Annotated in this window: 20 protein-coding genes; 9 read left to right on the top strand and 11 right to left on the bottom strand. The window is 71.7% G+C overall.

Annotation, left to right across the window (positions count from 1 at the left end; translation table 11 throughout):
* Window positions 1-8 precede the first annotated feature (8 nt).
* From FLP10_RS03815 to FLP10_RS03805, 3 genes are read left to right on the top strand one after another with little or no spacing between them, the layout of a single operon-like run.
* Window positions 9-1,655 (top strand): D-alanyl-D-alanine carboxypeptidase, encoded by a 1,647-nt coding sequence (locus FLP10_RS03815; RefSeq protein ID WP_210418468.1) that lies wholly within the window; start codon window positions 9-11, stop codon window positions 1,653-1,655.
* A gap of 51 nt (window positions 1,656-1,706) precedes the next feature.
* Window positions 1,707-2,303 carry an isochorismatase family protein gene (locus FLP10_RS03810; RefSeq protein ID WP_149159668.1) on the top strand — a complete coding sequence of 199 codons (597 nt, stop codon included), beginning with the start codon at window positions 1,707-1,709 and terminating at the stop codon, window positions 2,301-2,303.
* Window positions 2,304-2,360: 57 nt separating this feature from the next.
* Window positions 2,361-2,882 carry a hypothetical protein gene (locus tag FLP10_RS03805; protein ID WP_149159667.1) on the top strand — a complete coding sequence of 174 codons (522 nt, stop codon included), beginning with the start codon at window positions 2,361-2,363 and terminating at the stop codon, window positions 2,880-2,882.
* A gap of 75 nt (window positions 2,883-2,957) precedes the next feature.
* Here the strand turns inward: FLP10_RS03805 and hpaD are convergent, their stop codons facing one another.
* The 7 genes from hpaD to FLP10_RS03770 form a co-directional block, all read right to left on the bottom strand.
* Window positions 2,958-4,100 (bottom strand): 3,4-dihydroxyphenylacetate 2,3-dioxygenase, encoded by a 1,143-nt coding sequence (gene hpaD / locus FLP10_RS03800; RefSeq protein WP_149159666.1) that lies wholly within the window; start codon window positions 4,098-4,100, stop codon window positions 2,958-2,960.
* A gap of 37 nt (window positions 4,101-4,137) precedes the next feature.
* Window positions 4,138-5,634: a 5-carboxymethyl-2-hydroxymuconate semialdehyde dehydrogenase gene (gene hpaE / locus FLP10_RS03795; protein WP_149159665.1), complete on the bottom strand. Its 1,497-nt coding sequence runs from the start codon at window positions 5,632-5,634 to the stop codon at window positions 4,138-4,140.
* A complete protein-coding gene (locus tag FLP10_RS03790) occupies window positions 5,631-6,332 on the bottom strand; it encodes a GntR family transcriptional regulator (RefSeq protein ID WP_149159664.1) in 702 nt (233 codons plus the stop codon). The genes hpaE and FLP10_RS03790 overlap by 4 nt, the downstream gene beginning before the upstream one ends.
* Window positions 6,329-7,888: a fumarylacetoacetate hydrolase family protein gene (locus FLP10_RS03785; protein ID WP_149159663.1), complete on the bottom strand. Its 1,560-nt coding sequence runs from the start codon at window positions 7,886-7,888 to the stop codon at window positions 6,329-6,331. Before FLP10_RS03785 ends, FLP10_RS03790 begins: the two co-directional genes overlap by 4 nt.
* A 28-nt stretch (window positions 7,889-7,916) precedes the next feature.
* On the bottom strand, window positions 7,917-8,768 hold the full coding sequence (locus tag FLP10_RS03780) for an aldolase/citrate lyase family protein (RefSeq protein WP_149159662.1): 852 nt from the start codon (window positions 8,766-8,768) through the stop codon (window positions 7,917-7,919).
* Window positions 8,753-9,538 carry a 2-oxo-hept-4-ene-1,7-dioate hydratase gene (gene hpaH, locus FLP10_RS03775; protein WP_149159661.1) on the bottom strand — a complete coding sequence of 262 codons (786 nt, stop codon included), beginning with the start codon at window positions 9,536-9,538 and terminating at the stop codon, window positions 8,753-8,755. The genes FLP10_RS03780 and hpaH overlap by 16 nt, the downstream gene beginning before the upstream one ends.
* Window positions 9,539-9,750: 212 nt before the next feature.
* Entirely contained in the window at window positions 9,751-11,412 is a 1,662-nt protein-coding gene (locus FLP10_RS03770; protein ID WP_149159660.1) for a thiamine pyrophosphate-binding protein, read from the bottom strand.
* Window positions 11,413-11,593: 181 nt separating this feature from the next.
* On the opposite strand from FLP10_RS03770, the gene FLP10_RS03765 reads away from it, so the two are divergent.
* Window positions 11,594-11,899 (top strand): hypothetical protein, encoded by a 306-nt coding sequence (locus tag FLP10_RS03765; RefSeq protein WP_149159659.1) that lies wholly within the window; start codon window positions 11,594-11,596, stop codon window positions 11,897-11,899.
* Here FLP10_RS03765 and FLP10_RS03760 read toward each other — a convergent pair.
* A complete protein-coding gene (locus tag FLP10_RS03760; RefSeq protein ID WP_168209095.1) occupies window positions 11,886-12,974 on the bottom strand; it encodes a VanZ family protein in 1,089 nt (362 codons plus the stop codon). The genes FLP10_RS03765 and FLP10_RS03760 overlap by 14 nt on opposite strands.
* Before the next feature lie 173 nt (window positions 12,975-13,147).
* On the opposite strand from FLP10_RS03760, the gene FLP10_RS03755 reads away from it, so the two are divergent.
* The 3 genes from FLP10_RS03755 (at window position 13,148) to FLP10_RS03745 (ending at window position 17,147) form a co-directional block, all read left to right on the top strand.
* A complete protein-coding gene (locus FLP10_RS03755) occupies window positions 13,148-14,695 on the top strand; it encodes a glyceraldehyde-3-phosphate dehydrogenase (protein ID WP_149159657.1) in 1,548 nt (515 codons plus the stop codon).
* A 147-nt stretch (window positions 14,696-14,842) separates the two neighbouring features.
* Window positions 14,843-16,018, top strand: a complete 1,176-nt coding sequence (locus FLP10_RS03750; RefSeq protein WP_149159656.1) for a thiolase family protein — start codon at window positions 14,843-14,845, stop codon at window positions 16,016-16,018.
* A gap of 325 nt (window positions 16,019-16,343) precedes the next feature.
* Complete coding sequence (locus FLP10_RS03745) at window positions 16,344-17,147, top strand: SDR family NAD(P)-dependent oxidoreductase (RefSeq protein ID WP_149159655.1); 804 nt, start codon at window positions 16,344-16,346, stop codon at window positions 17,145-17,147.
* A gap of 65 nt (window positions 17,148-17,212) precedes the next feature.
* On the opposite strand, the gene FLP10_RS03740 is transcribed toward FLP10_RS03745, so the two are convergent.
* A complete protein-coding gene (locus tag FLP10_RS03740) occupies window positions 17,213-18,190 on the bottom strand; it encodes a permease prefix domain 1-containing protein (protein ID WP_149159654.1) in 978 nt (325 codons plus the stop codon).
* Entirely contained in the window at window positions 18,187-18,540 is a 354-nt protein-coding gene (locus FLP10_RS03735; protein WP_149159653.1) for a PadR family transcriptional regulator, read from the bottom strand. Before FLP10_RS03735 ends, FLP10_RS03740 begins: the two co-directional genes overlap by 4 nt.
* A 136-nt stretch (window positions 18,541-18,676) precedes the next feature.
* Here FLP10_RS03735 and FLP10_RS03730 point away from each other — a divergent pair, with 136 nt between their 5' ends.
* Window positions 18,677-18,943: a hypothetical protein gene (locus FLP10_RS03730; RefSeq protein ID WP_149159652.1), complete on the top strand. Its 267-nt coding sequence runs from the start codon at window positions 18,677-18,679 to the stop codon at window positions 18,941-18,943.
* 186 nt (window positions 18,944-19,129) lie between these two features.
* Here the strand turns inward: FLP10_RS03730 and FLP10_RS03725 are convergent, their stop codons facing one another.
* Window positions 19,130-20,572 carry a helix-turn-helix domain-containing protein gene (locus tag FLP10_RS03725; RefSeq protein WP_149159651.1) on the bottom strand — a complete coding sequence of 481 codons (1,443 nt, stop codon included), beginning with the start codon at window positions 20,570-20,572 and terminating at the stop codon, window positions 19,130-19,132.
* 125 nt (window positions 20,573-20,697) lie between these two features.
* Here FLP10_RS03725 and FLP10_RS03720 point away from each other — a divergent pair, with 125 nt between their 5' ends.
* A complete protein-coding gene (locus FLP10_RS03720; protein ID WP_246150171.1) occupies window positions 20,698-22,620 on the top strand; it encodes a phosphoenolpyruvate carboxykinase (GTP) in 1,923 nt (640 codons plus the stop codon).
* Window positions 22,621-22,664 lie beyond the last annotated feature (44 nt).

The raw sequence follows: 22,664 nt of genomic DNA, 5'->3' as shown, positions 1-22,664 counted from the left end.
CTGCCGGGATGCGCGACGAGACGGATGCTCCGGACGAGCCGTTCGACGACCCCGCGAACCTGTCGGACGACGAGGCGACCGAGGCGATTCCAGTCGAGCCGGCGGCGGCGCCCGAGGCATCCGCTGCTCCCGACCCCGAAGCATCCGCTGCTCCCGACTCCGAAGCATCCGCTGCTCCCGACTCCGAAGCATCCGCTGCTCCCGACTCCGAGGCATCCGCGCCCGCCGGAGCGCTGACCCGCATCACCGCGCTCGCCCGCCGCCATCGCACGCCGCTCGCGATCGCGACCGGCGTGCTCGCGTTCGCGGTGCTCGGCGCCGGTGCCGTGGCGCTCGGCGCGGCGACCGTGCCCACCGGCCCCGCCGAGTCGGTCGCGGCACCTGCGAGCACCGAGCCGACCCCCACCGAGACGGCGCGCCCCACTCCCGTGACCGCGGTCGCCCCCGCCCAGATCCGCATCCGCACGTGTTCGGTCGCCGACCGGGCGGGCGACCCCCGGCTCGCGAACCTGCAGGCCCAGGTCGTGAACGCGGCGACCGGAGAGGTGCTCTTCGACCGCGGCGGCGACACCCCGTCACGCACCGCGAGCGTCATGAAGGTGCTCACGAGCGCCGCGGCGCTGTCAGTGCTCGGCCCCGACTACCGCACCCCGACGACGGTCGTGAAGGGCGCCGAGCCCGGCTCGGTCGTGCTCGTCGGCGGCGGAGACGCCACCCTCTCGCGCACGCCGAGCGGCACCGAGACGGTGTACCCGGGCGCGGCGCACCTCGACGACCTCGCCGCGCAGGTGCGCGCCGCTTGGGACGCCGACCCCTCGAACCCGCCGCTCACGAAGCTGATCCTCGACTCGAGCTACTTCGGCGGTGCCGCGTGGCATGACAGCTGGGACCCGGTCGAGCGCGAGGACGGCTACATGGCGCCGGTCACCGCCCTCATGGTCGACGGCGACCGCGACGATCCGTCGGCGAACACGTCGTGGCGCAGCGAAGATCCGGTCGCGCGTGCGGGCGATGCGTTCGCATCGGCGCTCGGCGGCATCCAGGCGATCGAGCAGGGCTCGGCGCCCGGCGATGCGCAGCAGCTCGGCCAGGTGTTCTCGCCGAGCGTCGCCGAGCTCGTCGACAAGGCGCTCATCGTGTCCGACAACAACGTCGCCGAGATGCTCGCACGGCTGGTCGCCATTCAGACCGGGGCGGGCAACACGTTCGAGGCGATCAACGCTGGCGTGCTGCAGGGGCTGTCGGGCTACGGCGTCGACACCGCCGGCATCGCGATCGTCGACGGGTCGGGGCTCAGCGACTTCAACGCGGTGCCGCCGTCGTACCTCACCCGGCTGTTCGTCAAGATCAATGCGCGCGAGGGCAACCTGGGCGTGCTGATGGACGGCCTGCCGATCGCGGGCGGGCCGCGCGGGTCGCTGTCGTACAGCGACCGGTTCACCGGCGACAACGCGGTCGCCGACGGCGCAGTGTTCGCGAAGACCGGCTGGATCGAGACCGGGTACACCCTGGCGGGCATCATCCACGCGCAGGACGGCACGACGCTCACCTTCGCGATCTACGCGCTCGGCGACGTGGGCGACGACGCGAAGCAGGCGATCGACACACTCACCACCGGGTTCTTCCTCTGCGGCGACGGGCTCGCGAACGGCTGAGCCCCGTCACGGCCGGTAACGGGCGACAATGGAACGATCGGAAGGAGCACCATGACCCGTGCCATCCTCGTCGTCGACGTGCAGAACGATTTCACCGAGGGCGGCGCCCTGGCCGTGCAGGGCGGCGCCGCCGTCGCCGAGCGCATCTCGGCGTACCTCGCCGAGCACGCCGACGACTACGACCTCGTCGTGGCCTCCCGCGATTGGCACGACGCCGACAACGACAACGGCGGCCACTTCTCGACCGAGCCCGACTTCATCGACAGCTGGCCGCCGCACTGCGTCGCCGGCACCCCCGGAGCCGAGTACCACCCGTCCTTCGACACGAGCGCCGTCGATGTGCACGTGCGCAAGGGCATGGGCGAGCCGGCGTACTCGGTGTACGAGGGGCAGGCCGAGGACGGCCGGCGCATCACCGAGGTGCTCGCCGAGCGCGGCATCATCGAGGTCGACGTCGTGGGCCTCGCCACCGACTACTGCGTGCGGCAGACGACGCTCGATGCGATCGAGCACGGGCAGCACGTGCGGGTGTTCACCGACCTCATCGAGGGCGTGCACCACGAGCGGTCGGCCGAGGTGCTGGCCGAGCTGGCTCACGCGGGCGCGGTCGTCGTGCCCAGCGCGGGCGCCTCACCCGAAGTGGGGTAGCGTGGCGGGGGCGCCGTCGGCGTCGAGTTCCCCCGCACCACCGAGGAGTCGCCCTACATGCCTACGCGCCGCGCCGCCACCACGCTCGCCATCGCCGGACTCGTGCTCGGGTCGCTGCTGTTCACCGGGTGCGCCGGCGCCGCGCCGGCCGACGAGACCGCCGACTCGGCCCCCACGACCCGCACCGAGGCGCCGGCCGACGAGCAGAACACCGACGAGGCCGGCGACGACGGTGCCGCCGGCGCCAGCACCCAGGAGGACTGCCTCGCCTTCCAGGGCGCCCTCACCGACTCCGCAACCGCCCTGCAGGAGGGCATGAGCGAGTACAGCAGCGACCCGGCCGGCGCGGTCGCGACGCTGAAGGACTTCCAGGGCACGTTCGACGCCGCGGTCGCCGACCTGTCCGACGCCGACGTCAAGGCGGTCGGCGAGGACGCGGGTGCGAAGCTCGACGACGTCATCTCGACGCTCGACGCCGCGGTCGCCGACCCGGCGAGCCTCGACATGGAGGTCTACCTGGGCAAGGTGACGGCGATGACCGAGTCGTTCAGCGCCATCGGCGACGTCTGCGCGGCGTAGAAGCGCCGAGCGCCGGAGGCCGACCGGCGCGAGGGGCGGGCGACGAGGGATCCGTCGTCCGCCCTTCGCGTCGCGTCAGAGCGTGTTGCCGAGCTTGAAGCCGTGCTGCTCGTCGCCGCGGCGGGTGTACGAGAAGCCGTCGGCGCCGATCGTGACCGCCATCTCGCTCTCATCGGTGCGTGCGACGACGGGCTGCGGGTTGCCGTCGAGGTCGAGCACCAGGGATGCTTCGGTGTACCACGAGGGCACCACCGGGTTGCCCCACCAGTCGCGGCGCTGGTTGTCGTGCACGTCCCAGGTGACGACCGGGTTGTCGGGGTCGCCCGTGTAGTAGTCCTGCGTGTAGATCTCGATGCGGTGGCCGTCGGGGTCGCGCAGATACAGGTAGAACGCGTTCGACACGCCGTGACGACCGGGCCCGCGCTCGATCGCGTCGGAGCGGCGCAGCGCGCCGAGCTTGTCGCAGATCGCGAGGATGTTGTGCTTCTCGTGCGTCGAGAACGCGACGTGGTGCATGCGCGGGCCGTCACCGCCCGTCATCGCGGTGTCGTGCACGGTGGGCTTGCGTCGCATCCAGGCCGCGTAGACCGTGCCGTCCTCGTCCTGGATGTCCTCGGTGACGCGGAAGCCCAAGTCCTGCATGAACTTCACCGCCCGCGGCACGTCGGGCGTGACCTGGTTGAAGTGGTCGAGGCGCACGAGCGCGCCCGGCGTGTAGAGGTCGTAGCGCCACGCGAGCCGTTCGACGTGCTCGACGTCGTAGAAGAACTCGTACGGGAACCCGAGCGGGTCGGTCACCCGCACCGAGTCGCCGATGCCTTTCGTGAAGCCCTCCGTGCGGCGCTCGACGCGGCATCCGAGCTCGGTGTAGAAGGCGACCGCCGCGTCGAGGTCTTCCGGCGTGCGCACCCGGTAGCTGAACGCGGCGACCGCCGCGACGGGACCCTGGCGCAGCACCAGGTTGTGGTGGATGAACTCCTCCATCGAGCGCAGGTAGACGGTGTGCTCGTCCTCTTCGGTCACGACGAGGTCGAGCACATCGACGTAGAACTCGCGCGAGGCGGCGAGGTCGGTCACCACGAGCTCCATGTACGCGCAGCGCAGGATGTCAGGAGCCGGCGCCGTGGGCGTCGGGATCGGGTGATCGGTGTGGATGGGGGCCTCCTGCGAAACGAAGAAGCCCGAGGAGGTGGGGGTGAGGTGGTCACGGTGGGTCATGTCAGCGTCCTTGCCGGGTCGGTGCGTTCGAAACGCGTCAGCGCTTGCCGAAGGTGGGGTTGTGGGGTGCGCCGAGCGTGATGTGCACGCTCTGCTGGTCGGTGTAGAAGTCGATCGAGCGGTAGCCGCCCTCGTGTCCGAGGCCCGACGCCTTGACGCCGCCGAACGGGGTGCGCAGGTCGCGCACGTTGTTCGAGTTCAGCCACACCATGCCCGCCTCGACCGACTGCGCGAAGTTGTGCGCGCGCCTCAGGTCGTTCGTCCAGATGTAGGCGGCGAGCCCGTATTTCGTGTCGTTCGCGAGGGTGAGCGCCTCCTCCTCGGTGTCGAACGGCGTGATCGCGACGACGGGGCCGAAGATCTCCTCCTGGAAGATGCGGGCGTCGGGCGCGACATCCGCGAACACCGTCGGTGCGACGTAGTTGCCCGTCGCAAAGCCCTCGGGCCGCCCGCCGCCGGCGACGAGCCGGCCCTCGCTCTTGCCCAGCTCGACGTAGCTCATCACCTTCTCGTAGTGCTCGGGGTGCACGAGGGCGCCGACCTCGGTGGCCGGGTCGTGCGGGTGGCCGACCTTGACGCGCTTCGCCTGCGCCGCGTACCGCTCGACGAACTCGTCGTACACCTCGCGCTGCACGAGGATGCGGCTGCCCGCGGTGCAGCGCTCGCCGTTCAGCGAGAACACACCGAAGATGCACGCGTCGATCGCGACGTCGAGGTCGGCGTCGGCGAACACGACCGCGGGGCTCTTGCCGCCGAGCTCCATCGAGAGCCCCTTCAGGTAGGGCGCGGCGTTGCCGAAGATGATCTGGCCCGTGCGGCTCTCGCCGGTGAACGAGATCAAGGGCACGTCGGGATGCTTCACCAGCGCGTCGCCCGCATCCTCGCCGAGGCCGTTGACGAGGTTGAACACGCCCGTCGGCAGCCCGGCCTCCTCGAAGATTCCGGCCCAGAGCGACGCCGACAGCGGCGTGAACTCGGCCGGCTTCAGCACGACCGTGTTGCCGGTCGCGAGCGCGGGGGCGAGCTTCCACGACTCGAGCATGAACGGCGTGTTCCACGGGGTGATGAGGCCCGCGACCCCGATCGGCTTGCGGTTCACGTAGTTCATCTGCCGGCCCGGCACCTTGAAGGCGTCGTCGGCCTGCGCGACGATCAGGTCGGCGAAGAAGCGGAAGTTCTCGGCCGCGCGCCGCGCCTGTCCGAGCGCCTGCGTGATCGGCAGCCCCGAGTCGAAGCTCTCGAGCTCGGCCAGGCGAGCGTCGCGCGACTCGACGAGGTCGGCGATCGTGTGCAGGACCCTGCTCCGCTCGCGGGGGAGCATGCGCGGCCAGGGACCCTCGGTGAAGGCGCGGCGCGCGGCCGCGACCGCGCGGTCGATGTCGGCGCGCTTGCCGGCGGCGGCGTGCACGTAGGTCTCGTTCGTGGCGGGGTTCAGCACTTCGAAGGTGTCGCCGTCGAGCGAGTCGACGGACTCGCCGTCGATGTAGTGGCGGATGCGGTCGGGCAGGCCCTCGGGGGTGAAGACGTCGGTCATGCGATGCTCGCTTTCGTTGCGGAGTCGGAGGTCGTGTCGTGGTGCCGGTGTGCGGCGGCCTGCTGCGCGAGCACGGCGTCGAGCGTGTTCGTGCGGTGGCGCCGGGCGGCGAGCTCGATCTCGAGCGGGTCGGCGTGCCGCTCGATCAGGTCGAGCAGCGCGTCGTGCTCGTCGACCGACGCGTGCGCACGGCCCGGCACGAAGCCGAACGACGTGTCGCGCAGCACCTTCAGCCGGTTCCAGCCGCGGTGCACGAGGTCGAGCACGTGCGGGTTCGGGCACAGCTCGAACAGCACCGTGTGGAACTCGAGGTTCAGCTCGGTGAACCGGTGCGGGTCGAACGCGGCGAGCATCTCGCGCATCCGCGCGTTGATCGCGCGCGCCTGCTCGATGCGCTCGGGCGTGATCGCGGGCGCCGCGAGCGCGGTGGCTGCGCCCTCGACGAGCGACAGCGTCTGCATCGTGTAGAGGTACTCGGCCTCGTGGATGAGCGCGACCTGCGCGCCCACATTGCGCTCGAACGTGACGAGCCCCTCGGCCTCGAGCAGGCGGATCGCCTCGCGCACGGGCACCACCGAGACATCCAGTTCGCGCGCGATGGTGCCGAGCACGAGCCGGTAGCCCGGCACGTAGCGGCCGTCCTCGATGCGCTCGCGGATGAACCGGTAGGCGCGCTGGGACTTGCTCTCGCCGGTCATGGCCTCGCCTCGCCGGGTGCGTCGGATGCTTCGGACGCTGCGGATGACTCGGATGCTGCGCTGCGCTCGCGCTCGTAGCGGGCACGCCACTCGGCGTTCATGGGGAACAGCCCGTCGACCGCCTCGCCCTCGGCGACGCGCTCGGCGACCCAGGCGTCGGCCGCGTCCTGCTCGGCGGCCTCGGCGGCGACCTCGGCGACGAGGTGCGGCGGAATCACGATCACGCCGTCGCCGTCGCCCACGATCACGTCGCCCGGCTGCACGGCCGCGCCGCCGCAGGCGATCGTCACGTCGGTCTCCCACGGCACGTGCCGACGGCCGAGCACGCTCGGGTGCGGCCCCTGCGAGAACACCGGGATGCCGATGTCGGCGACCGCGTCGAAGTCGCGCACCCCGCCGTCGGTGACGATGCCCGCAGCACCCCGCACCTTGGCGCGGAGCGCGAGCACGTCGCCGACGGTGCCGGTGCCGCGCTCGCCGCGGGCGTCGACGACGAGCACCTCGCCCGGGCCGACCGAGTCGAACGCGCGCTTCTGGGCGTTGTAGCCACCGCCGTGGGTCTGGAACAGATCGGGGCGAGCCGGGATGAACCGCAGCGTGCGGGCACGGCCCACGATGCGCGCGCCCGGCAGGTTCGCCTGCACGCCCTCGATGAAGACGTCGTGGTAGCCGCGCTTGCGCAGGGCGACCGAGAGGGTCGCGACCGCGACGCCCGACAACTGCACGCGCAGGTCGTCGGTGAGTTCGAACGCGGGCTCGGAGGCATCCGCCCGCCCCTGCGCAGCGAGGGGTGCGACCCGGCCCGCCGCGACCGCGGCGGCGAGCGCCTCGGCCGAGCCCCAGGCCTCGAGGCGCTGCGCGTCGTCGACCGACGGGGTGTCGCCGAAGTCGCCGAACGGCACCTCGCCCTGGGTGACCGTCGTGACCAGGCGCCCGGTGCTCGGCGCGCCGGGGGCGTTCGGCGCGTCGACCTCGACCTCGACCACGTCGCCGGGCAGCACGACGCTCGAGCCCGCGGGTGTGCCGGTCAGGATCACGTCGCCCGTCTCGAGGGTCAGGTGCTGCGACAGATCGGCGATGATGCGGCCGAAGCCGAAGATCATCCCGTCGGACGTGTCCTCCTGCACCAGGTCGCCGTTCACCCAGGTGCGCACGCGCCACCCGCCCTCGCCGGCGACGTCGGCCGGGATCGTGGCCGGACCGATCGGCGTGAAGCCGTCGCCGCCCTTGTTGCGCAGGTTCGACCCCTTGTCGGCGGTGCGCAGGTCATACACGCCGAAGTCGTTCGCCGCCGTGACCTGGGCGACGTGCTTCCAGCCGTCGTCGGGTGCGACGCGGCGCGCGGGCTCGCCGATCACGAGCGCGATCTCGCCCTCGAACGCGAGCAGCTCGGTGCCGGCGGGGCGCTCGACGGTGCCGCCGGTCGCCGCCAGCGACGACGACGGCTTCAGGAAGTAGCTCGGATGGGCGGGCGTGCGGCCGCGCTGCGCGGCACGCGACGCGTAGCTCAGGTGCACGGCGATGATCTTGCCGGGCGTGGCGATGGCGGAGGTCATGGGCGTCCTCGTCTCGTGGGTGGAAGGGTCAGTAGCTCGTGCGGGTTGAGCTCGAGGCATCCGGTTCGCCCGTCGCATCCGGCGCGCTCGGCCGCGACCCGACGAAGCGATCCGCGAGCGACTCGGTCGCGCGCGCGAGCAGCGCGACGTCGGCGCCGACCGCCGCGAACGACGCACCCGCGGCGAGGTAGCGCTCGGCTTCGTCGGGCACGAACGCGTTGATGCCGGCCGGCTTGCCCGCCGCCCGCGCGGCGCGGATCGCGGTGAGCGCCGCCTCGACGACATCGGGGTGGCTCGGCTGCCCGAGCAGCCCCATGGATCCGGCGAGGTCGGCCGGGCCGACGAAGATCGCATCGACGCCGTCGACCGCGAGGATCTCCTCGACGTTCGCCACCGCAGTGGCCGACTCGATCTGCACGGTGAGGCTCACCGTCGACGAGGCATCCGCAAGATAGCCCTCGACCCGGTTCCAGCGCGACGACCGCGCCAGCGACGCGCCCACGCCGCGCACCCCGGCCGCCTCGCCCGGATACCGCACCGCGCGCACCAGAGCGCGTGCGTGCTCGGCCGAGTCGACCATCGGCACGAGCAGGTTCTGCACGCCGAGGTCGAGGTACTGCTTCACGACGACCGTGTCGCCGATCGGCGGGCGCACGACCGGCGCGACCGGGTACCCCGACACGGCGTAGAGCTGGTGCAGGATCGTCTGCAGGTCGTTGGGGGAGTGCTCGGCATCGATGAGCACCCAGTCGACGCCGCTGCCCGCGACCACCTCGGCCATGAGCGGGCTCGCCGAGCACACCCACAGGCCGATCTGCGGGCGGTCGGCCGCGGCGAGGCGCGCCGCGAACGTGTCGGGGAGGTTCATTCGAATCGGCATGTCACGGCTCCCAGGTCTCGGTAGTCGGCGTGCACGGTGTCGCCGCGCTCGACCCACATCGGGCGGGTGAACGAGCCCGCGAGGATGATCTCGCCGGCCCCCAGCGCCTGCCCGTGCTGGGCGAGCTTGTTCGCGAGCCACGCGACGCCCATCGCCGGGTGGCCGAGCACGGCGGCGGCGACGCCCGACTCCTCGATGGTCTGGTTGCGCGAGAGCAGTGCCGACACCCAGCGCAGGTCGACCTCGTCGACCTTCACCGGGCGGCCGCCGAGCACCATCGCGCCCATCGCGGCGTTGTCGCTGATGGTGTCGACAATCGTGCGGCCCGCCAGCTCGATGTGCGAGTTCAGGATCTCGAGCGCGGGCACGACGTAGGCCGTGGCATCCAGCACGTCGAAGATCGTGGTGTGCGGCCCCTCGAGCCGATCGGCGAGCACGAACGCGAGCTCGACCTCGATGCGCACGTTCGAGAAGCGGTCGAACTCGACCGTGGAGCCCGACTCGATGACCATGTCGTCGAAGATGACGCCGTAGTCGGGCTCGGTGATGCCGGTCGCGACCTGCATCACCTTCGAGGTGAGGCCGATCTTGCGCCCGACGAGCCGGGCGCCGGCGGCGGCGCGGCGGTCGGCCCAGCGGCGCTGCACCGCGTAGGCGTCGTCGATCGTCATGTCGGGATGCCGTGCGGTGAGCAGCGGCACGGTGGTGCGGTCGCGGTCGGCGGCGACGAGTTCGTCGGCGATCGCGTCGCGGGTGGCGTCATCGAGCATGGTTCTCCACGTCGTCGGGGTGATATCCGAAATTGTATACGATCTGACCGGTCGCGCAAGTCGCCAGTCGGCTCGCCCGTTTCGCGGATCCGGAATTCCGACGCAACACGCCGGGCATGCGAACCCGATCAGCGGCGAGTCGCGCGATTCTTCCTGATCCGCGTAGACGAGGTTCGCGGGGCGTGGGCTGGGGTGAGGTGGGAGGGGTCGCGCTAGGCGTTCACTCGGATGATCTCGTGCTGGTAGGGCGCCATCACGGTCGGGGAGATGCGGCAGTCGAGCAGCAGGAAGCGTCGCCGATCGGATGCCTCGCCGGCCCAGGTGCCGAGCCGGTCGAGGTCGGCGAGCTCGCGCACGACGACGCCCTCAGCGCCGACTGCCGCAGCGAGGGCGGCGAAGTCGACCTCGGGGATCCGCATCGGCGCCTGCGCGAGGCCCTTGCGACCGTAGAGGTGCACCTCGGCGCCGTACGCGGCGTCGTTCCAGACCACGGCCAGGCCCCGGCCGCCGGCGGTGCGCACGGCGGTCTCGAGGTCGGCCAGTGCCATCAGTCCGCCGCCGTCGCCGGTGGTCAGCACGACGGTCGCATCGGGCAGGGCCGCTGCGGCGCCCGCGACGCTCGGGAACCCGAGCCCGATCGACTGGTACGCCGTGCCGACCATGACCATGCGGTCGGGCGAGGCGACGGGCCAGTACATGTTCGCCCAGCCGATGAAGTGCCCGCCGTCGGACACGACGACGCGGTCCTCGGGCAGCAGCTCGGCGACGCGCTGCGCGACCGCGCGGGGGTCGAGGCGGCCGTCGTCGGCGAGGCCGTCGGCGCGGTCGGGCGTCGGGTAGACCCGCAGCGGCTCGAGGTCGATCGATTCGCGCCAGCCCGACGGCGCCGCGTCCAGCGACGCCAGCTCGTCGACGAGTGCGCGTGCCACGACCGCCGCGTCGCCGCGCACGAAGCCGCCCACGTGCGGGTGGGTCGCCGCCGGCGAGACATCCACCTGGAACACCCGCGTGCGCGGCGCGAACAACTCACCGAAACGCATCGTGAACTGGTTCAGCGACGCGCCGAAGACGACCGCGACATCGGCCTCGCGCACGAGGGCCATCGCGGACTCGGTGCCGAACCCGCCCGTCACGCCGAGGTCGTAGCGGGCCTCGGGGAAGACGCCGCGCCCGAGCGCGGTGCCCGCCGTGATCGCCCCGGTCGCCGCCGCGAGCTCGCCGAGCGGCTCGCTCGCCCCGGCCAGCCACGCCCCGCGACCCGCGAGTAGGAACGGGCGACGGGCGTGGCCGAGCGCTCGGGCGAGCTCGGCGATCACGCCGGTCGCGTAGGTGGTCGTGGGGATGAGCGGGATCGGATGCCGCAGGGCAGGCGCCGCGGGCACCTCGCCGGCCTCGAGTGCGGCGACGTCGTACGGCAGAGCCAGGACGACCGGTTGCCTTCGTGCCAGTGCGTGCTCGATGGCGAGGACGACAGTGGCCGCGGCATCCGTTCGCCCGACCGTGTACGTACGCGCGCCGACCGCGGAGGCGAGCGCGATCTGGTCGACGTCCCAGGCGCGACGGCCGGCGGTGGGCTGGTCGCCGACGACGAGCACGAGCGGCACCTCGGCCTGCACCGCCTCGGCGAGCGCGGTCAGCGTGTTCGTGAAGCCGGCTCCGTAGGTGGCGGTCGCGGCGGCGAGCCGGCTCGACGCGCGGAAGTAGGCGTCGGCGGCGACCACGCCGCCCGCTTCGTGCCGCACCGCGGTGAAGACCACGTCGGTGTCGTGGTCGAGGGCGTCGAGGAACCAGGCGTTGCCGTTGCCCATGAGGCCGAAGACGTGGTCGACATGGGCGGCGAGGGTGCGGGCGACGTGGGCGGAGACGGCGGGCATGCGAAGGCCTTTCGAGACGGTGACGGATGCTTCGTTCCGTATGTGTCTCGCGCACCCGACGGCGGTGCCGGATGTCGCTTCGCGCCCCTTTTCCGAGCGCCGGCGCCGCTTCATCGCGATCGTCGATCGCGAGGGTGCCTGGACGTGAGCGAGTATAGCTCGCGGCTGGCAGGATGGGCGCGTGAAGACGATCCAATTGCGCAGGTACCAGCTCGTCGACGGGACGTACGACGCGTTCGTCGCGTGGTGGCAGGAGTGGATGCCCCGGGTGCGCGCCGAAGCCGGCTTCGGCATCGAGTTCGCGTACGGGCTGCCCGAGACGAACGAATTCGTGTGGGCGGTCAGCGTCGACGGCGACCGGGCGGAGTTCGAGGCGCGCGAGGCGGCGTACCTCCCGTCGGCGGCCCGGGCGGCGGCCTTCGAGGGTCAGCCGCAGCGGGTCGCATCGTCGGTCATCCGCATCGTCGAGGACGTCACGGCGTCGTAGTCGCGTCGCGGCGAGTGTCGTCGTCGCTTCGTACCAGCCCGCGCGCGTCCATGCCCGCGGCCGCCTGCGCGAGTCCGCGATGGCCGCGCGACGTGAACGCGACCACGATGCTCGCGACCGCGAGCCCGAACGCGGTGAGGCCGAACGGTGCGGGCAGTTGCGCCAGCACGAGGTAGCCGCCGATGCCGGCGCCGAACCGCACCAGCCGCCACCACAGCACGGGTCGGCGCGACTCGATCGCCTCGATGAGCGTCGCGTGCTCGCCGAGCGTCGCGCCCGTGGCCAGCACCGACCAGAGCTGGGCGAGGATCGGCACGATCGCCGACCAGGACGAGACGGTGTCGCCGACCTCGACGAGCCGGTCGCGGCCGGCGAGCACGAGTACCGCCGCGTTCGCGGGCACGGCGGCTGCGCCGGCGAGCAGCCAGCTCGACAACCAGTCGGCGAGCATCGCGAGCAACCGTCGGCCCACCGAGACGGGGCCCGACGCGGCGGGCGCAGCCTCCGGGCGATGACGCGCCTGCACGCGCCGCACGACCGGGACGGCCAGCAGCGAGCCGATGATCGCGCCGGCCGTGTTGGTCACCAGGTCGCCGGTGTCGAACACGCGGTACGCGCACGAGAAGACGCCCCACAGCCCGGTCAGCTGGGTCAGCTCGATCGCGAGCGAGACCGCGGCGCCCGCGATCGTCGCGACGACGACGCCGCGACCGAACAGCAGCCGGGCGAACACCCCGAGCGGTGCGAACAGCAGCACGTTCAGCGCCGCCTGCTGCAGCGCGGGATTGCGCGGCAGCGATTCGCCGGCGGCCTGCCGACGCAGGATGTCGACGACGTCCTCGAACGGGTTCAGCACCGCGCCGACGCAGGTGTACGAACCGGGCTCGGGGAACGGCAGCAGCGTGTACGCCCACAGCCCGATGGCGTAGAACAGCAGCGCGATCCAGCCGGCGAACCGCGCCGCCGAGAATCCGCCTCGCCGACGGTAGCTGAGCGCGACGAGGGGCACGAACACGACGAGCAGCACCAGGGCCCCGAACAGGATGGCGATGAGGCCGGGCATCAGTCGGTCCATCGGTCGAGTGTACGAACCGGATGCTTCGCCATCGCGTCGAGCTCGGCGCGTGTCGACCGCCGCGGTGTCCAGCAGTTCTCCAGTGGCGGGCTGCATAGGATCGAGGCATCCCTTCGGAACCGAGTTGTGGTCGACGCTGCCCACCCGGCGGCTCGGCCGAGAGGAAACGCCACGTGAGCCACGAGTTCGACGCCCGACGCCAAGCCTGGATCGCCCGAGAGGAGCTCGCCGAGCGGATGATCCCGCTCATCGGCGGCCTCTACCGCGACCACGGGGTGGTGACCTCGATCCACGGGCGCCGGCTCATCAACCGCTCGCCGGTCGACCTGCTGAAGGCCCACCGGTTCGCCCGACAGGCGGGCGACGTCGAGCTCGACCCGGCGGACACGATCCTGGTGCTCGAGGCGCTGCGCGAGCTCTCGCCCGGCCCGGCGTCGATCGACGTCGCCCGCCTGGTCGCGCGGTTCCGCGTCGCCGAGGCGGTGGGCGAGGCATCCGACCTGGTCGCGTTCCTGCGCAGCGAGCTCGCGAGCGTCCTGGTGGATGCTCCGGGCGCGGATGCCCCGGGCGCGGATGCCTCGGGCGAACCGGATGCCTCGGGCGCGCCGCAGGCCGCGGCCGGCACCGATGTCGTGCTGTACGGGTTCGGACGCATCGGGCGGCTGCTGGCCCGCATCCTGATCGCGCACGCCGGCGGCGGCCAGGGGCTCAACCTGCGCGCGATCGTGGTGCGCAAGGGCAGCGAGAACGACCTGCAGAAGCGCGCGAGCCTGCTGCGCCGCGACTCGGTGCACGGCCCGTTCCAGGGCACGATCGAGGTCGACGAGCAGCGCGACACGATCCTCGCCAACGGCACGCTCATCCAGGTGATCTACTCCGACGACCCCGCGACCGTCGACTACACCGCGTACGGGATCCGCGACGCGATCGTCGTCGACAACACGGGCCGCTGGCGCGACGAGGCCGGCCTCGCGCAGCACCTGCGGTCGACCGGGGTCGCGCGCGTGCTGCTCACCGCACCCGGCAAGGGCGCGATCAAGAACATCGTGCACGGCATCAACCACGGTTCGATCGAGTCGGGCGACCGCATCCTGTCGGCGGCGTCGTGCACGACGAACGCGATCACGCCCGTGCTCGCCGCGATCGACGAGGCGTACGGCGTCGAGCGCGGCCACGTCGAGACGGTGCACTCGTTCACCAACGACCAGAACCTCATCGACAACTTCCACTCGGGCGACCGTCGCGGCCGCTCGGCGGTGCTCAACATGGTCATCACCGAGACGGGCGCCGCGAAGGCGGTGTCGAAGGCGCTGCCGCAGCTCGAGGGCAAGCTGACCGGGTCGGCGATCCGGGTGCCGACGCCCGACGTCTCGCTCGCGATCCTGAACCTCCGGCTCGGCCGGCCGGCCCCGAAGGCCGAGCTGAACGCCTACCTGCGCCGCGTGTCGCTCACCTCGCCGCTTCGCCAGCAGGTCGACTACATCGAGTCGCCCGAGGTCGTGTCGACCGACTTCGTCGGCTCGAACCGCGCCGGCATCGTCGACGGCCTCGCCACCATCGCCGACGGCCGCGACGTCGTGCTGTACGTCTGGTACGACAACGAGTACGGCTACTCGTGCCAGGTCGTGCGCGTCATCGAGGCGATGGCGGGCACGCACCCCGTGGTGCTGCCCGAGCGCGAGCCGGTACGCGTCGAGCGCGCGGCGGCGCCCGTCGGCTGAGGGCGCCTCGCCCGGCGCCCGCCCGCCCGCTGCGCCACTTCCGCCGGCTCCGCGCCATCTGAGTTGGCGCGGAGGGCGTGCACGTGGCGCAACGGCGCTCGGCAGGCGGCCGGGCCGGGGCGGCACCCGGCGACGTAGGCTGGCGGCATGGTCACCGAAGCCGTCATCGTCGACGTCATCCGCACTCCGGTCGGCCGGGGCAAACCCGGCGGGCAGCTCTCGGGGGTGCATCCGGTCGACCTGCTCGCGGGTGTGCTCGACACGCTCGTGAACCGCAACGACCTCGACCCGGCGCTCGTCGACGACGTCATCGGCGGGTGCGTGAGCCAGGTCGGCGAGCAGAGCTACAACATCACCCGCAACGCGGTGCTCGCCGCCGGGTTCCCCGAGCACGTGCCGGGCACCACGATCGACCGGCAGTGCGGATCGAGCCAGCAGGCCGCGACGTTCGCCGCGCAGGCGGTGCTCGCGGGTCAGGCCGACATCGTCATCGCGTGCGGCGTCGAGTCGATGAGCCGGGTTCCGCTCGGCTCGAGCGCCCAGGGTGCCGACCCGTACGGTTCGCGCATCCGCACGCGGTACCCCCACGGGCTCGTGAACCAGGGGGTGTCGGCCGAGCTCATCGCGCAGAAGTGGGGCTTCGCGCGCGACGAGCTCGACGCGTTCGCCGCACGCTCGCACGAGCTCGCCGCCGCGGCAGGGGAGTCGGGCGCGTTCGCGACCGAGGTGGTTCCTGTTCCCGGCGTCGACTCGCTCGTCGACGAGACCGTGCGGCCCGGGACATCCGTCGATTCGCTCGCGGGCCTCAACCCGGCGTTCCGCACCGACGCCCTCGCCGCGCGCTTCCCCGACCTCGAGTGGCGCATCACGCCGGGCAATTCGTCACCGCTGACCGACGGGGCATCCGCTGCGCTGATCATGAGCGCCGACGCTGCCTCGAAGCTGGGCCTCGAGCCGCGCGCGCGGTTCCGCGCGTTCTCGGTGGTGGGCAGCGACCCGCTGTACATGCTGACGGGCGTCATCCCGGCGACCGCGCGCGTGCTCGACCGAGCCGGGCTCACGCACGACGACATCGACGCCTACGAGGTCAACGAGGCGTTCGCGTCGGTCCCGCTGGCCTGGCTCGCCGACACCGGCGCGGATGCCGCGAAGCTCAACCCGCGCGGCGGGGCGATCGCGCTCGGGCACGCGCTCGGGTCATCCGGCACCCGGCTGCTCACGACGCTCGTGAACCAGCTCGAGGCGACCGGCGGCCGCTACGGCCTGCAGACCATGTGCGAGGGCGGCGGCATGGCGAACGCGACGATCATCGAACGGGTGTAGCGACGGCTCGCCCACCCAACCCCCTCGTCCAGTCCCGCCGACCCTGCCTCGTCCCGCCGACCCTGCCCCGTCCCGCCGACCCTGCCCCGTCCCGCCGAGTGTTTCCGTTCGAGCATGGTGTTTCCGCTCGCATGGAAACCTCGGGTTCGAACGGAAACATTCGTCGAGCTGGGCGAAGTGGGGATTGGGGAGAGCGCGACCGACAGGACAGGGTGGACGGGACGACACGGGACGACACGGGACGGAATGACACGAGACAGGGGAGAGTGGGACGGTACGGGACAGTATCGGTTGGAGCGGGTGAACGGATGGAGAGGGTGAACGGATGGAGCTGAACGGCCAAGGGGCGATCGTCACCGGCGGGGCGTCGGGGCTCGGGCGCGGCACCGTGCAGGTGCTGGCGGCGGCCGGCGCCGAGGTGGTCATCGTCGATCTGCCGACGGCGCCCGGCGAGCAGGTCGCGGCCGAGCTCTCGGATGCCACGGGCGGCAGTGTGCGCTTCGCCGCCGCCGACGTCACCGACGAGGCATCCGTGCAGGCCGCGATCGACCTGGTGCAGCAGCGCGCCCCCCTGCGCGTGGCCGTGAGCTGCGCGGGCATCGCGACCGCCGGCCGCACGGTGGGCCGCGAGGGGCCGCTCGCGCTCGCCGCGTTCGAGCGCACGATCCGGGTGAACCTGATCGGCACCTTCAACGTGGCCCGGCTCGCGGCCGCCGCGATGGCCGCGCACGAGCCGGTCGCGACGCAGGCGCTGCCCGGCGTGCCCGAGACCGCTGAGCGCGGCGTCATCGTGAACACCGCCTCGGTCGCCGCGTTCGACGGGCAGATCGGGCAGGCGGCGTACTCGGCGTCGAAGGGCGGCGTCGCGGCGATGACGCTGCCGCTCGCGCGCGACCTGTCGAAGCTGCTCATCCGGGTGGTGACGATCGCGCCGGGCATCATGCAGACGCCGATGATGGCCGGCATGCCCGAGGACGTGCAGCGCTCGCTCGAGGAGCAGATCCCGCATCCGTCTCGCATGGGCACGCCGGCCGAGTACGCGGCGCTGGTGCGGCACATCGTCGAGAACCCGCTGCTCAACGGCGAGACGATCCGGCTCGACGGCGCGATCCGGATGCAGCCGAAGTAGGCGCGAGCGCGCGCGACGCGCCGGCGGCGGACTTCCACCGGCGCGTCGCGTGCTTCGCGAACGGGTCAGGCCGTCGTGGTGCGGGCTCGGCCGGCTCGCCACGCCTTGATCGCGCCGTCGATGATGTTCCACACGGCCGCAGCGACGAAGACGATGACGATCACCGGCACGATCACCCGGTCGGACTCGCCCCACGGCCAGCCGATCGCGTCGAGCGCGGCCGGGTTGATCAGCTGCCCGGTGATGAACAGCCAGAGCGTCGGCACCGTGAACGCGACCTGCAGCACGAGGTTGGCGAGTGCGAGCCACCAGTTCCAGCCCCACGCGAACACCGCGACCGAGAACGCCATCGTGACCGCGATGAGCACGAGGAAGTACGGCAGCCAGAAGCTCCACAGGGCCGGATCGAGCAGCGGCATCGACGTGCCGTCGAGGATCACGCCCCCGAACTGCTGCCAGACGATGAGCGCGGCGAAGACCGCGAGCCCCACGAGCGAGGCGACCAGGTCGGACACCCGGTGGGGGCGGCCCGGGTCGGGCAGCTGGGGAAGCTGGTCGAGGGTCCACATGCCGTCGATGCCGCGGGTGCCCTCGGCCGCGGGGGTGCGCTCGAGCACCGCGAAGACGAGCGTCGTCCAGAACGCGAGGTGCACGGCAGTCGAGAGGGTGACCGACACCACCGTGCCGATGATCTCGCCAACCGACGCGCCGGCGATCACCTGGGCTAGCGTGAGCGCGGCGGCGACGATCGGCAGCACGATCGCGGCGAGCAGCTTCAGCAGCCGCCACCACACGAAGTAGTACCGCGGCCCGATGAGGTGCAGCGGGCGGTCGACGTAGACGGCGGCGAGCGCGGCCGGGTCGCCCAGGTCGGTGAGCGCGGCGCGTTCGGCGTCGGATGCCTCGCGGCCCTGGTCGACGAGCGCGTCGGTGGCATCGCCGATGCGCTCGCGCAGTTCGCGTTCGAGCTCGGTGCGCTGGGTCTCGGGGACGGTGCGGACGGCCGCCCACACATAGCGGTCGGTGAGGGTTGCGGTGGTCATGATTCGTCTTCCTCGTCGGGGTCGGTGAGGCGCGTGAGCGCCCGGTCGATCAGGTGCCATTCGTCGGTGAGGGCGGCGGCGAGACGCTCGCCGGCGAGGCTGGTGCGGTAGAACTTGCGCGGCCTCGCCTCGTCGGTGTTCCACTCGCTGGTGAGCAGCCCCTGCTTCTCGAGCCGGCGCAGCAGCGGGTACAGGGTGTTCGCATCGACGGCGATGCCGATCGCGTCGAGCGACTCGAGCAGCGCGTAGCCGTAGTCGGGCGTGCGCAGCCGGATGAGGCATGCGAGCACGACCGTGCCGCGGCGCAGCTCTTGCACGTGACCCGCGGTCGTCTCGTCTCGTTCGTTCATGAGTCACACGATACTGTGCAGCACACACTATTGCAAGCAACACGATGAAGTGGCGAGCCGCGCGTGGCGCGAGACCCGTGTGGGGCCGCACGTCAAGCCCCTGCCCGCGCGTCGCCGACCGCGCGATGCTGACCTCATGACTGATTCGACATTCCCAGAGGACCTCAACCCCATCGGCGACGCGCGCGAGAACGACGACCCCGAGCAGCTCGTGGCAGACGGGCTCGAGGGCGGCGTGCCCGACCGCGTAGGCGCGCACCAGAACGACGACCCTGACCAGCTCGCTGCCGACGGGCTCCGCGGCGACCGGCCCCGCCCGACCGACCCGTCGCGCAGCGCCGACCCGCTCACCGAGTCGACCGACGGCGGACTCGACGGCGGCGACCCCGGCGTCGAGGAGTAGCGCCGCCCGCCCCGCCTCCCGCCCCGCCTCCCGCCCCGCCTCCCGCCGCCGCCAGGGGCCCTTTTCAGGAACGCGGGCCGAAAACGCACCGTATTCAGGAGGACACGCCGTGTCGGCCGCGGTTCCGACCCGTTACGCCTGAAAAGCGCACGGAAGAGCGGGGATGCCGCGGCGCACGCCGACGCGCTACTTGCCGGCGTGCGCCTCGAGGAACGCGTAGACCTCGGCGTCGTCGACGCCGGGGAACGTGCCCGACGGCAGCGGCGACAGCACGTGCGCGTGCAGGCGGGCGCTCGGCCACGCCTGCCCGGCCCAACGCTCAGCGAGCGGGTCGGGCGCGCGCCGGCAGCACGACTCGTCGGGGCAGCGCGACTCGGCGCGCACCGTCGTCTCGCGCCCGCGGAACCACTTCGCCTGGTTGAACGGCACGCCGACGGTGATCGAGAACTCCGTGGCATCCGTTCGCCCGGTCTGGGTCGCGCACCAGAACGTGCCCGCCGGGGTGTCGGTGTACTGGTAGTTCTCGGTCGTGCGGTTCGTCTCTTCGAACGCTCGCCGGGCGCGCCACCGCTTGCAGACCCATTGCCCCTCGATCGAGCCCGTGACATCCGTCGGCAGCGGGAGCCCGTCGTTCTCGTACCCCTTCAGCAGCGCCCCGTCGCCGTTCACCCGCAGGAAGTGCAGCGTCATATCGAGGTGCACCGTCGCGAGGTTCGTGAACCGCAGCGCAGCCGCCTCGTGCGTCACGCCGAACGCGTCGCGGAAGTCCTCGATCGCGAGGCGCTTCTCTTTCTTGGCCTGCGACAGGAACGCGACGGATGCCTCCTGCGGCATGAGGCACGCGGCGGCGAAGTAGTTGATCTGCAACCGCTGCCAGAGGAACTCGTCGTAGCTCGCGGGCGGCTGGTGGCCGAGGAGGCGATGGCCCATCGCCTGCAGCGCCATCGAGCGAAGGCCGTGGCCGCCGGGGATCGACGCCGGTGGCAGGTAGATGCGCCCGTTCGCGAGGTCGGTGATCGAGCGCGTCGAGTCGGGAAGGTCGTCGACGTAGATGAGCTTGAAGCCGAGCCGCTCGGCCATGACGCTGACCTCGCGGTGCGTGAGCGCGCCCGAGCGGTGACCCGAGGCGCGCACCTGCTCTTCGGCGAGCTCCTCGATGTCGGGCAGGTGGTTGTCACGGGCGCGCATGCGCTCGCGAAGGTCGGTGTTGGCGCGGCGCGCCTCTTCGGGCGTGGCGATGGCCTCGCTCGCGCGCCGCTGCAACTCGCGGTGCAGGCCGACGATCGCAGCGAGCGTCTCGTCGGTGATTCCGCGCCCGGGGCGCACGGGCGGCAGGCCGAGACTCTGGTAGAGCGGCGACGCCTGCGCGCGCCCGAGTTCGAGCTCGAGTGCCGCGCGCGGGCTGGGCGCCTCGCGCGCGAGCAGGTCGGCGAGCTGCACGTCGAGGGCGGCCGCCAGTGCGTCGAGCGTCGACAGCTTGGGTTCGCGCTTGCCGTTCTCGATGAGTGAGAGCTGGCTGCCGGCCAGGCCGACCAGCTCGCCGAGCTGGTCGAGAGTGAGCCCGCGCTCGCCGCGGAAATGGCGGATGCGGTGGCCGAGCGTCGCGAGGTCGGGGGTGCCTGCCTTCATGGCTTAACCGTATCGAAAGATCGTCGGTTCTTTACAGCGCAAATGGATGTTGGGATGCCCCGATCTGACGGATTCTGGATGCAACGAACCGATTCCGGGAACCTCCCGACCGATCGAAGGGCTCGATGATGACGATCTCCGACCTCAGCGCCGGCACCGGCGCATCCGAGTACGACGGCCGCGAGGCATCCGAGTACCAGAACCGCGAGGCATCCGAGCCCTCCGTCGAGATCGGCGGCGGCCTGCGCGCCGGTACCACCGACCGCGCGCTCGCCGCCTGGGTCGGCGAGATCGCCGCACTCACTCAGCCCGACGAGATCGTGTGGTGCGACGGCTCGCTGCAGGAGGCCGACCTGCTCACCAAGCAGCTCGTGGCCGAGGGCAAGCTCATCAAGCTCAACCCCGAGTGGCGCCCCAACAGCTACCTCGCGCGCACCGACCCGGGCGATGTCGCCCGCGTCGAGGACCGCACCTTCATCTGCTCGACCTATGAAGAAGATGCGGGGCCCACGAACAACTGGCGCGATCCGCGCGAGATGCGCGACGAGCTGCGCGGCGTGTTCGCCGGTTCGATGAAGGGCCGCACGATGTACGTCGTGCCGTTCTCGATGGGGCCGCTCGGCGGCCCGATCTCGCAGCTCGGCGTCGAGATCACCGACTCGCCCTACGTCGTGCTGTCGATGGGCATCATGACGCGCATGGGCGAGCAGGTGTACCGGCTCATCGAGCAGGGCGAGCCGTGGGTGCGCACTGTGCACTCGGTCGGCTACCCGCTCGTCGACGCGGTCGGGCACCGGCGCGCGGAGGTCGAGTGGCCGTGCAGCGACACGAAGTACATCGTGCAGTTCCCCGACTCGCGCGAGATCTGGTCGTACGGCTCGGGCTACGGCGGCAACGCCCTGCTCGCGAAGAAGTGCTTCGCGCTGCGCATCGCGTCGGTCATGGCGCGCGACGAGGGATGGCTCGCCGAGCACATGCTGCTCATCAAGATCACTTCGCCTGAGGGCAAGGCCTACCACGTGGCGGCGGCGTTCCCGTCGGCGTGCGGCAAGACGAACCTCGCGATGCTGCGGCCGACCATCCCCGGCTGGAAGGTCGAGACGATCGGCGACGACATCGCGTGGATGCGTCCCGGCGCCGACGGCCGGCTCTACGCGATCAACCCCGAGGCCGGCTTCTTCGGCGTCGCGCCCGGCACGGGGGAGTCGACGAATCCCACCGCGGTGCAGACCCTGTGGGGCAACACCATCTTCACGAACGTCGCCCTCCGCGAAGACGGCGATGTGTGGTGGGAGGGACTGACGGATGCTCCGCCAGCCCGCCTCATCGACTGGCAGGGCCGCCCGTGGACGCCCGATTCGGGGCGCCCGGCCGCGCACCCGAACTCGCGGTTCACGGTCGCCGCGGCCCAGTGCCCGCAGATCTCCGACGACTGGGACGCCCACGACGGCGTGCCGATCGACGCGATCCTGTTCGGAGGGCGCCGCGCGACGAACGTGCCCCTCGTCGCCGAGGCCCGCAGCTGGAAACACGGAGTGTTCATGGGGGCGACGATCTCGTCCGAGAAGACCGCCGCGGCCGAGGGCACTGTCGGCGAGCTGCGCCGCGACCCGTTCGCGATGCTGCCGTTCTGCGGCTACAACATGGCCGACTACTGGGGTCACTGGATCAAGATGGGTCGCGTGCTCGGCGACAAGGCGCCGAAGATCTTCCAGGTGAACTGGTTCCGCAAGGCGGCCGACGGCTCGTTCCTCTGGCCCGGGTTCGGCGAGAACTCGCGCGTCCTCGAGTGGATCGTCGGCCGCGTCGAGGGCACCGCCGCCGCGGTCGAGGAGCCGATCGGTCTGCTGCCCGCGCCGGGCTCGCTCGACCTCGACGGCCTCGAGCTGTCGGATGCCACGGTCGCGCACCTCTTCGACGTGGACCGCGATTCGTGGCTGGCCGAGTGCGATCTCACCGACGAGTACTTCGCCCAGTTCGGCGACCGGGTGCCCGCGGCGCTGCGCGCCGAACTGGCGAGCCTGCGCTACCACCTCGAGCGTTCGTAGCGGGCGGCTCCGGCACTGATGCGCCGTTGGCATCGGTGCCGGTG

This window comes from Agromyces intestinalis, assembly GCF_008365295.1.
GTDB classification, from domain to species: domain Bacteria; phylum Actinomycetota; class Actinomycetes; order Actinomycetales; family Microbacteriaceae; genus Agromyces; species Agromyces intestinalis.
Note: the sequence above shows the minus strand (reverse complement) of the source record. Positions and strands in the feature narration are given on the sequence as shown.

Bases quoted from the DNA above. Each gene is read 5' to 3' on its own strand.
- hpaH (WP_149159661.1), bottom strand. From the start codon at position 9,538: ATGCTCGATGACGCCACCCGCGACGCGATCGCCGACGAACTCGTCGCC.
- FLP10_RS03770 (WP_149159660.1), bottom strand. From the start codon at position 11,412: ATGCCCGCCGTCTCCGCCCACGTCGCCCGCACCCTCGCCGCCCATGTC.
- FLP10_RS03745 (WP_149159655.1), top strand. From the start codon at position 16,344: ATGGAGCTGAACGGCCAAGGGGCGATCGTCACCGGCGGGGCGTCGGGG.
- FLP10_RS03815 (WP_210418468.1), top strand. From the start codon at position 9: ATGCGCGACGAGACGGATGCTCCGGACGAGCCGTTCGACGACCCCGCG.
- FLP10_RS03760 (WP_168209095.1), bottom strand. From the start codon at position 12,974: ATGGACCGACTGATGCCCGGCCTCATCGCCATCCTGTTCGGGGCCCTG.
- FLP10_RS03780 (WP_149159662.1), bottom strand. From the start codon at position 8,768: ATGCCGATTCGAATGAACCTCCCCGACACGTTCGCGGCGCGCCTCGCC.
- FLP10_RS03735 (WP_149159653.1), bottom strand. From the start codon at position 18,540: ATGAACGAACGAGACGAGACGACCGCGGGTCACGTGCAAGAGCTGCGC.
- FLP10_RS03790 (WP_149159664.1), bottom strand. From the start codon at position 6,332: ATGACCGGCGAGAGCAAGTCCCAGCGCGCCTACCGGTTCATCCGCGAG.
- FLP10_RS03725 (WP_149159651.1), bottom strand. From the start codon at position 20,572: ATGAAGGCAGGCACCCCCGACCTCGCGACGCTCGGCCACCGCATCCGC.
- FLP10_RS03740 (WP_149159654.1), bottom strand. From the start codon at position 18,190: ATGACCACCGCAACCCTCACCGACCGCTATGTGTGGGCGGCCGTCCGC.
- FLP10_RS03720 (WP_246150171.1), top strand. From the start codon at position 20,698: ATGATGACGATCTCCGACCTCAGCGCCGGCACCGGCGCATCCGAGTAC.
- FLP10_RS03810 (WP_149159668.1), top strand. From the start codon at position 1,707: ATGACCCGTGCCATCCTCGTCGTCGACGTGCAGAACGATTTCACCGAG.
- FLP10_RS03750 (WP_149159656.1), top strand. From the start codon at position 14,843: ATGGTCACCGAAGCCGTCATCGTCGACGTCATCCGCACTCCGGTCGGC.
- hpaE (WP_149159665.1), bottom strand. From the start codon at position 5,634: ATGACCGACGTCTTCACCCCCGAGGGCCTGCCCGACCGCATCCGCCAC.
- FLP10_RS03805 (WP_149159667.1), top strand. From the start codon at position 2,361: ATGCCTACGCGCCGCGCCGCCACCACGCTCGCCATCGCCGGACTCGTG.
- FLP10_RS03785 (WP_149159663.1), bottom strand. From the start codon at position 7,888: ATGACCTCCGCCATCGCCACGCCCGGCAAGATCATCGCCGTGCACCTG.
- FLP10_RS03730 (WP_149159652.1), top strand. From the start codon at position 18,677: ATGACTGATTCGACATTCCCAGAGGACCTCAACCCCATCGGCGACGCG.
- hpaD (WP_149159666.1), bottom strand. From the start codon at position 4,100: ATGACCCACCGTGACCACCTCACCCCCACCTCCTCGGGCTTCTTCGTT.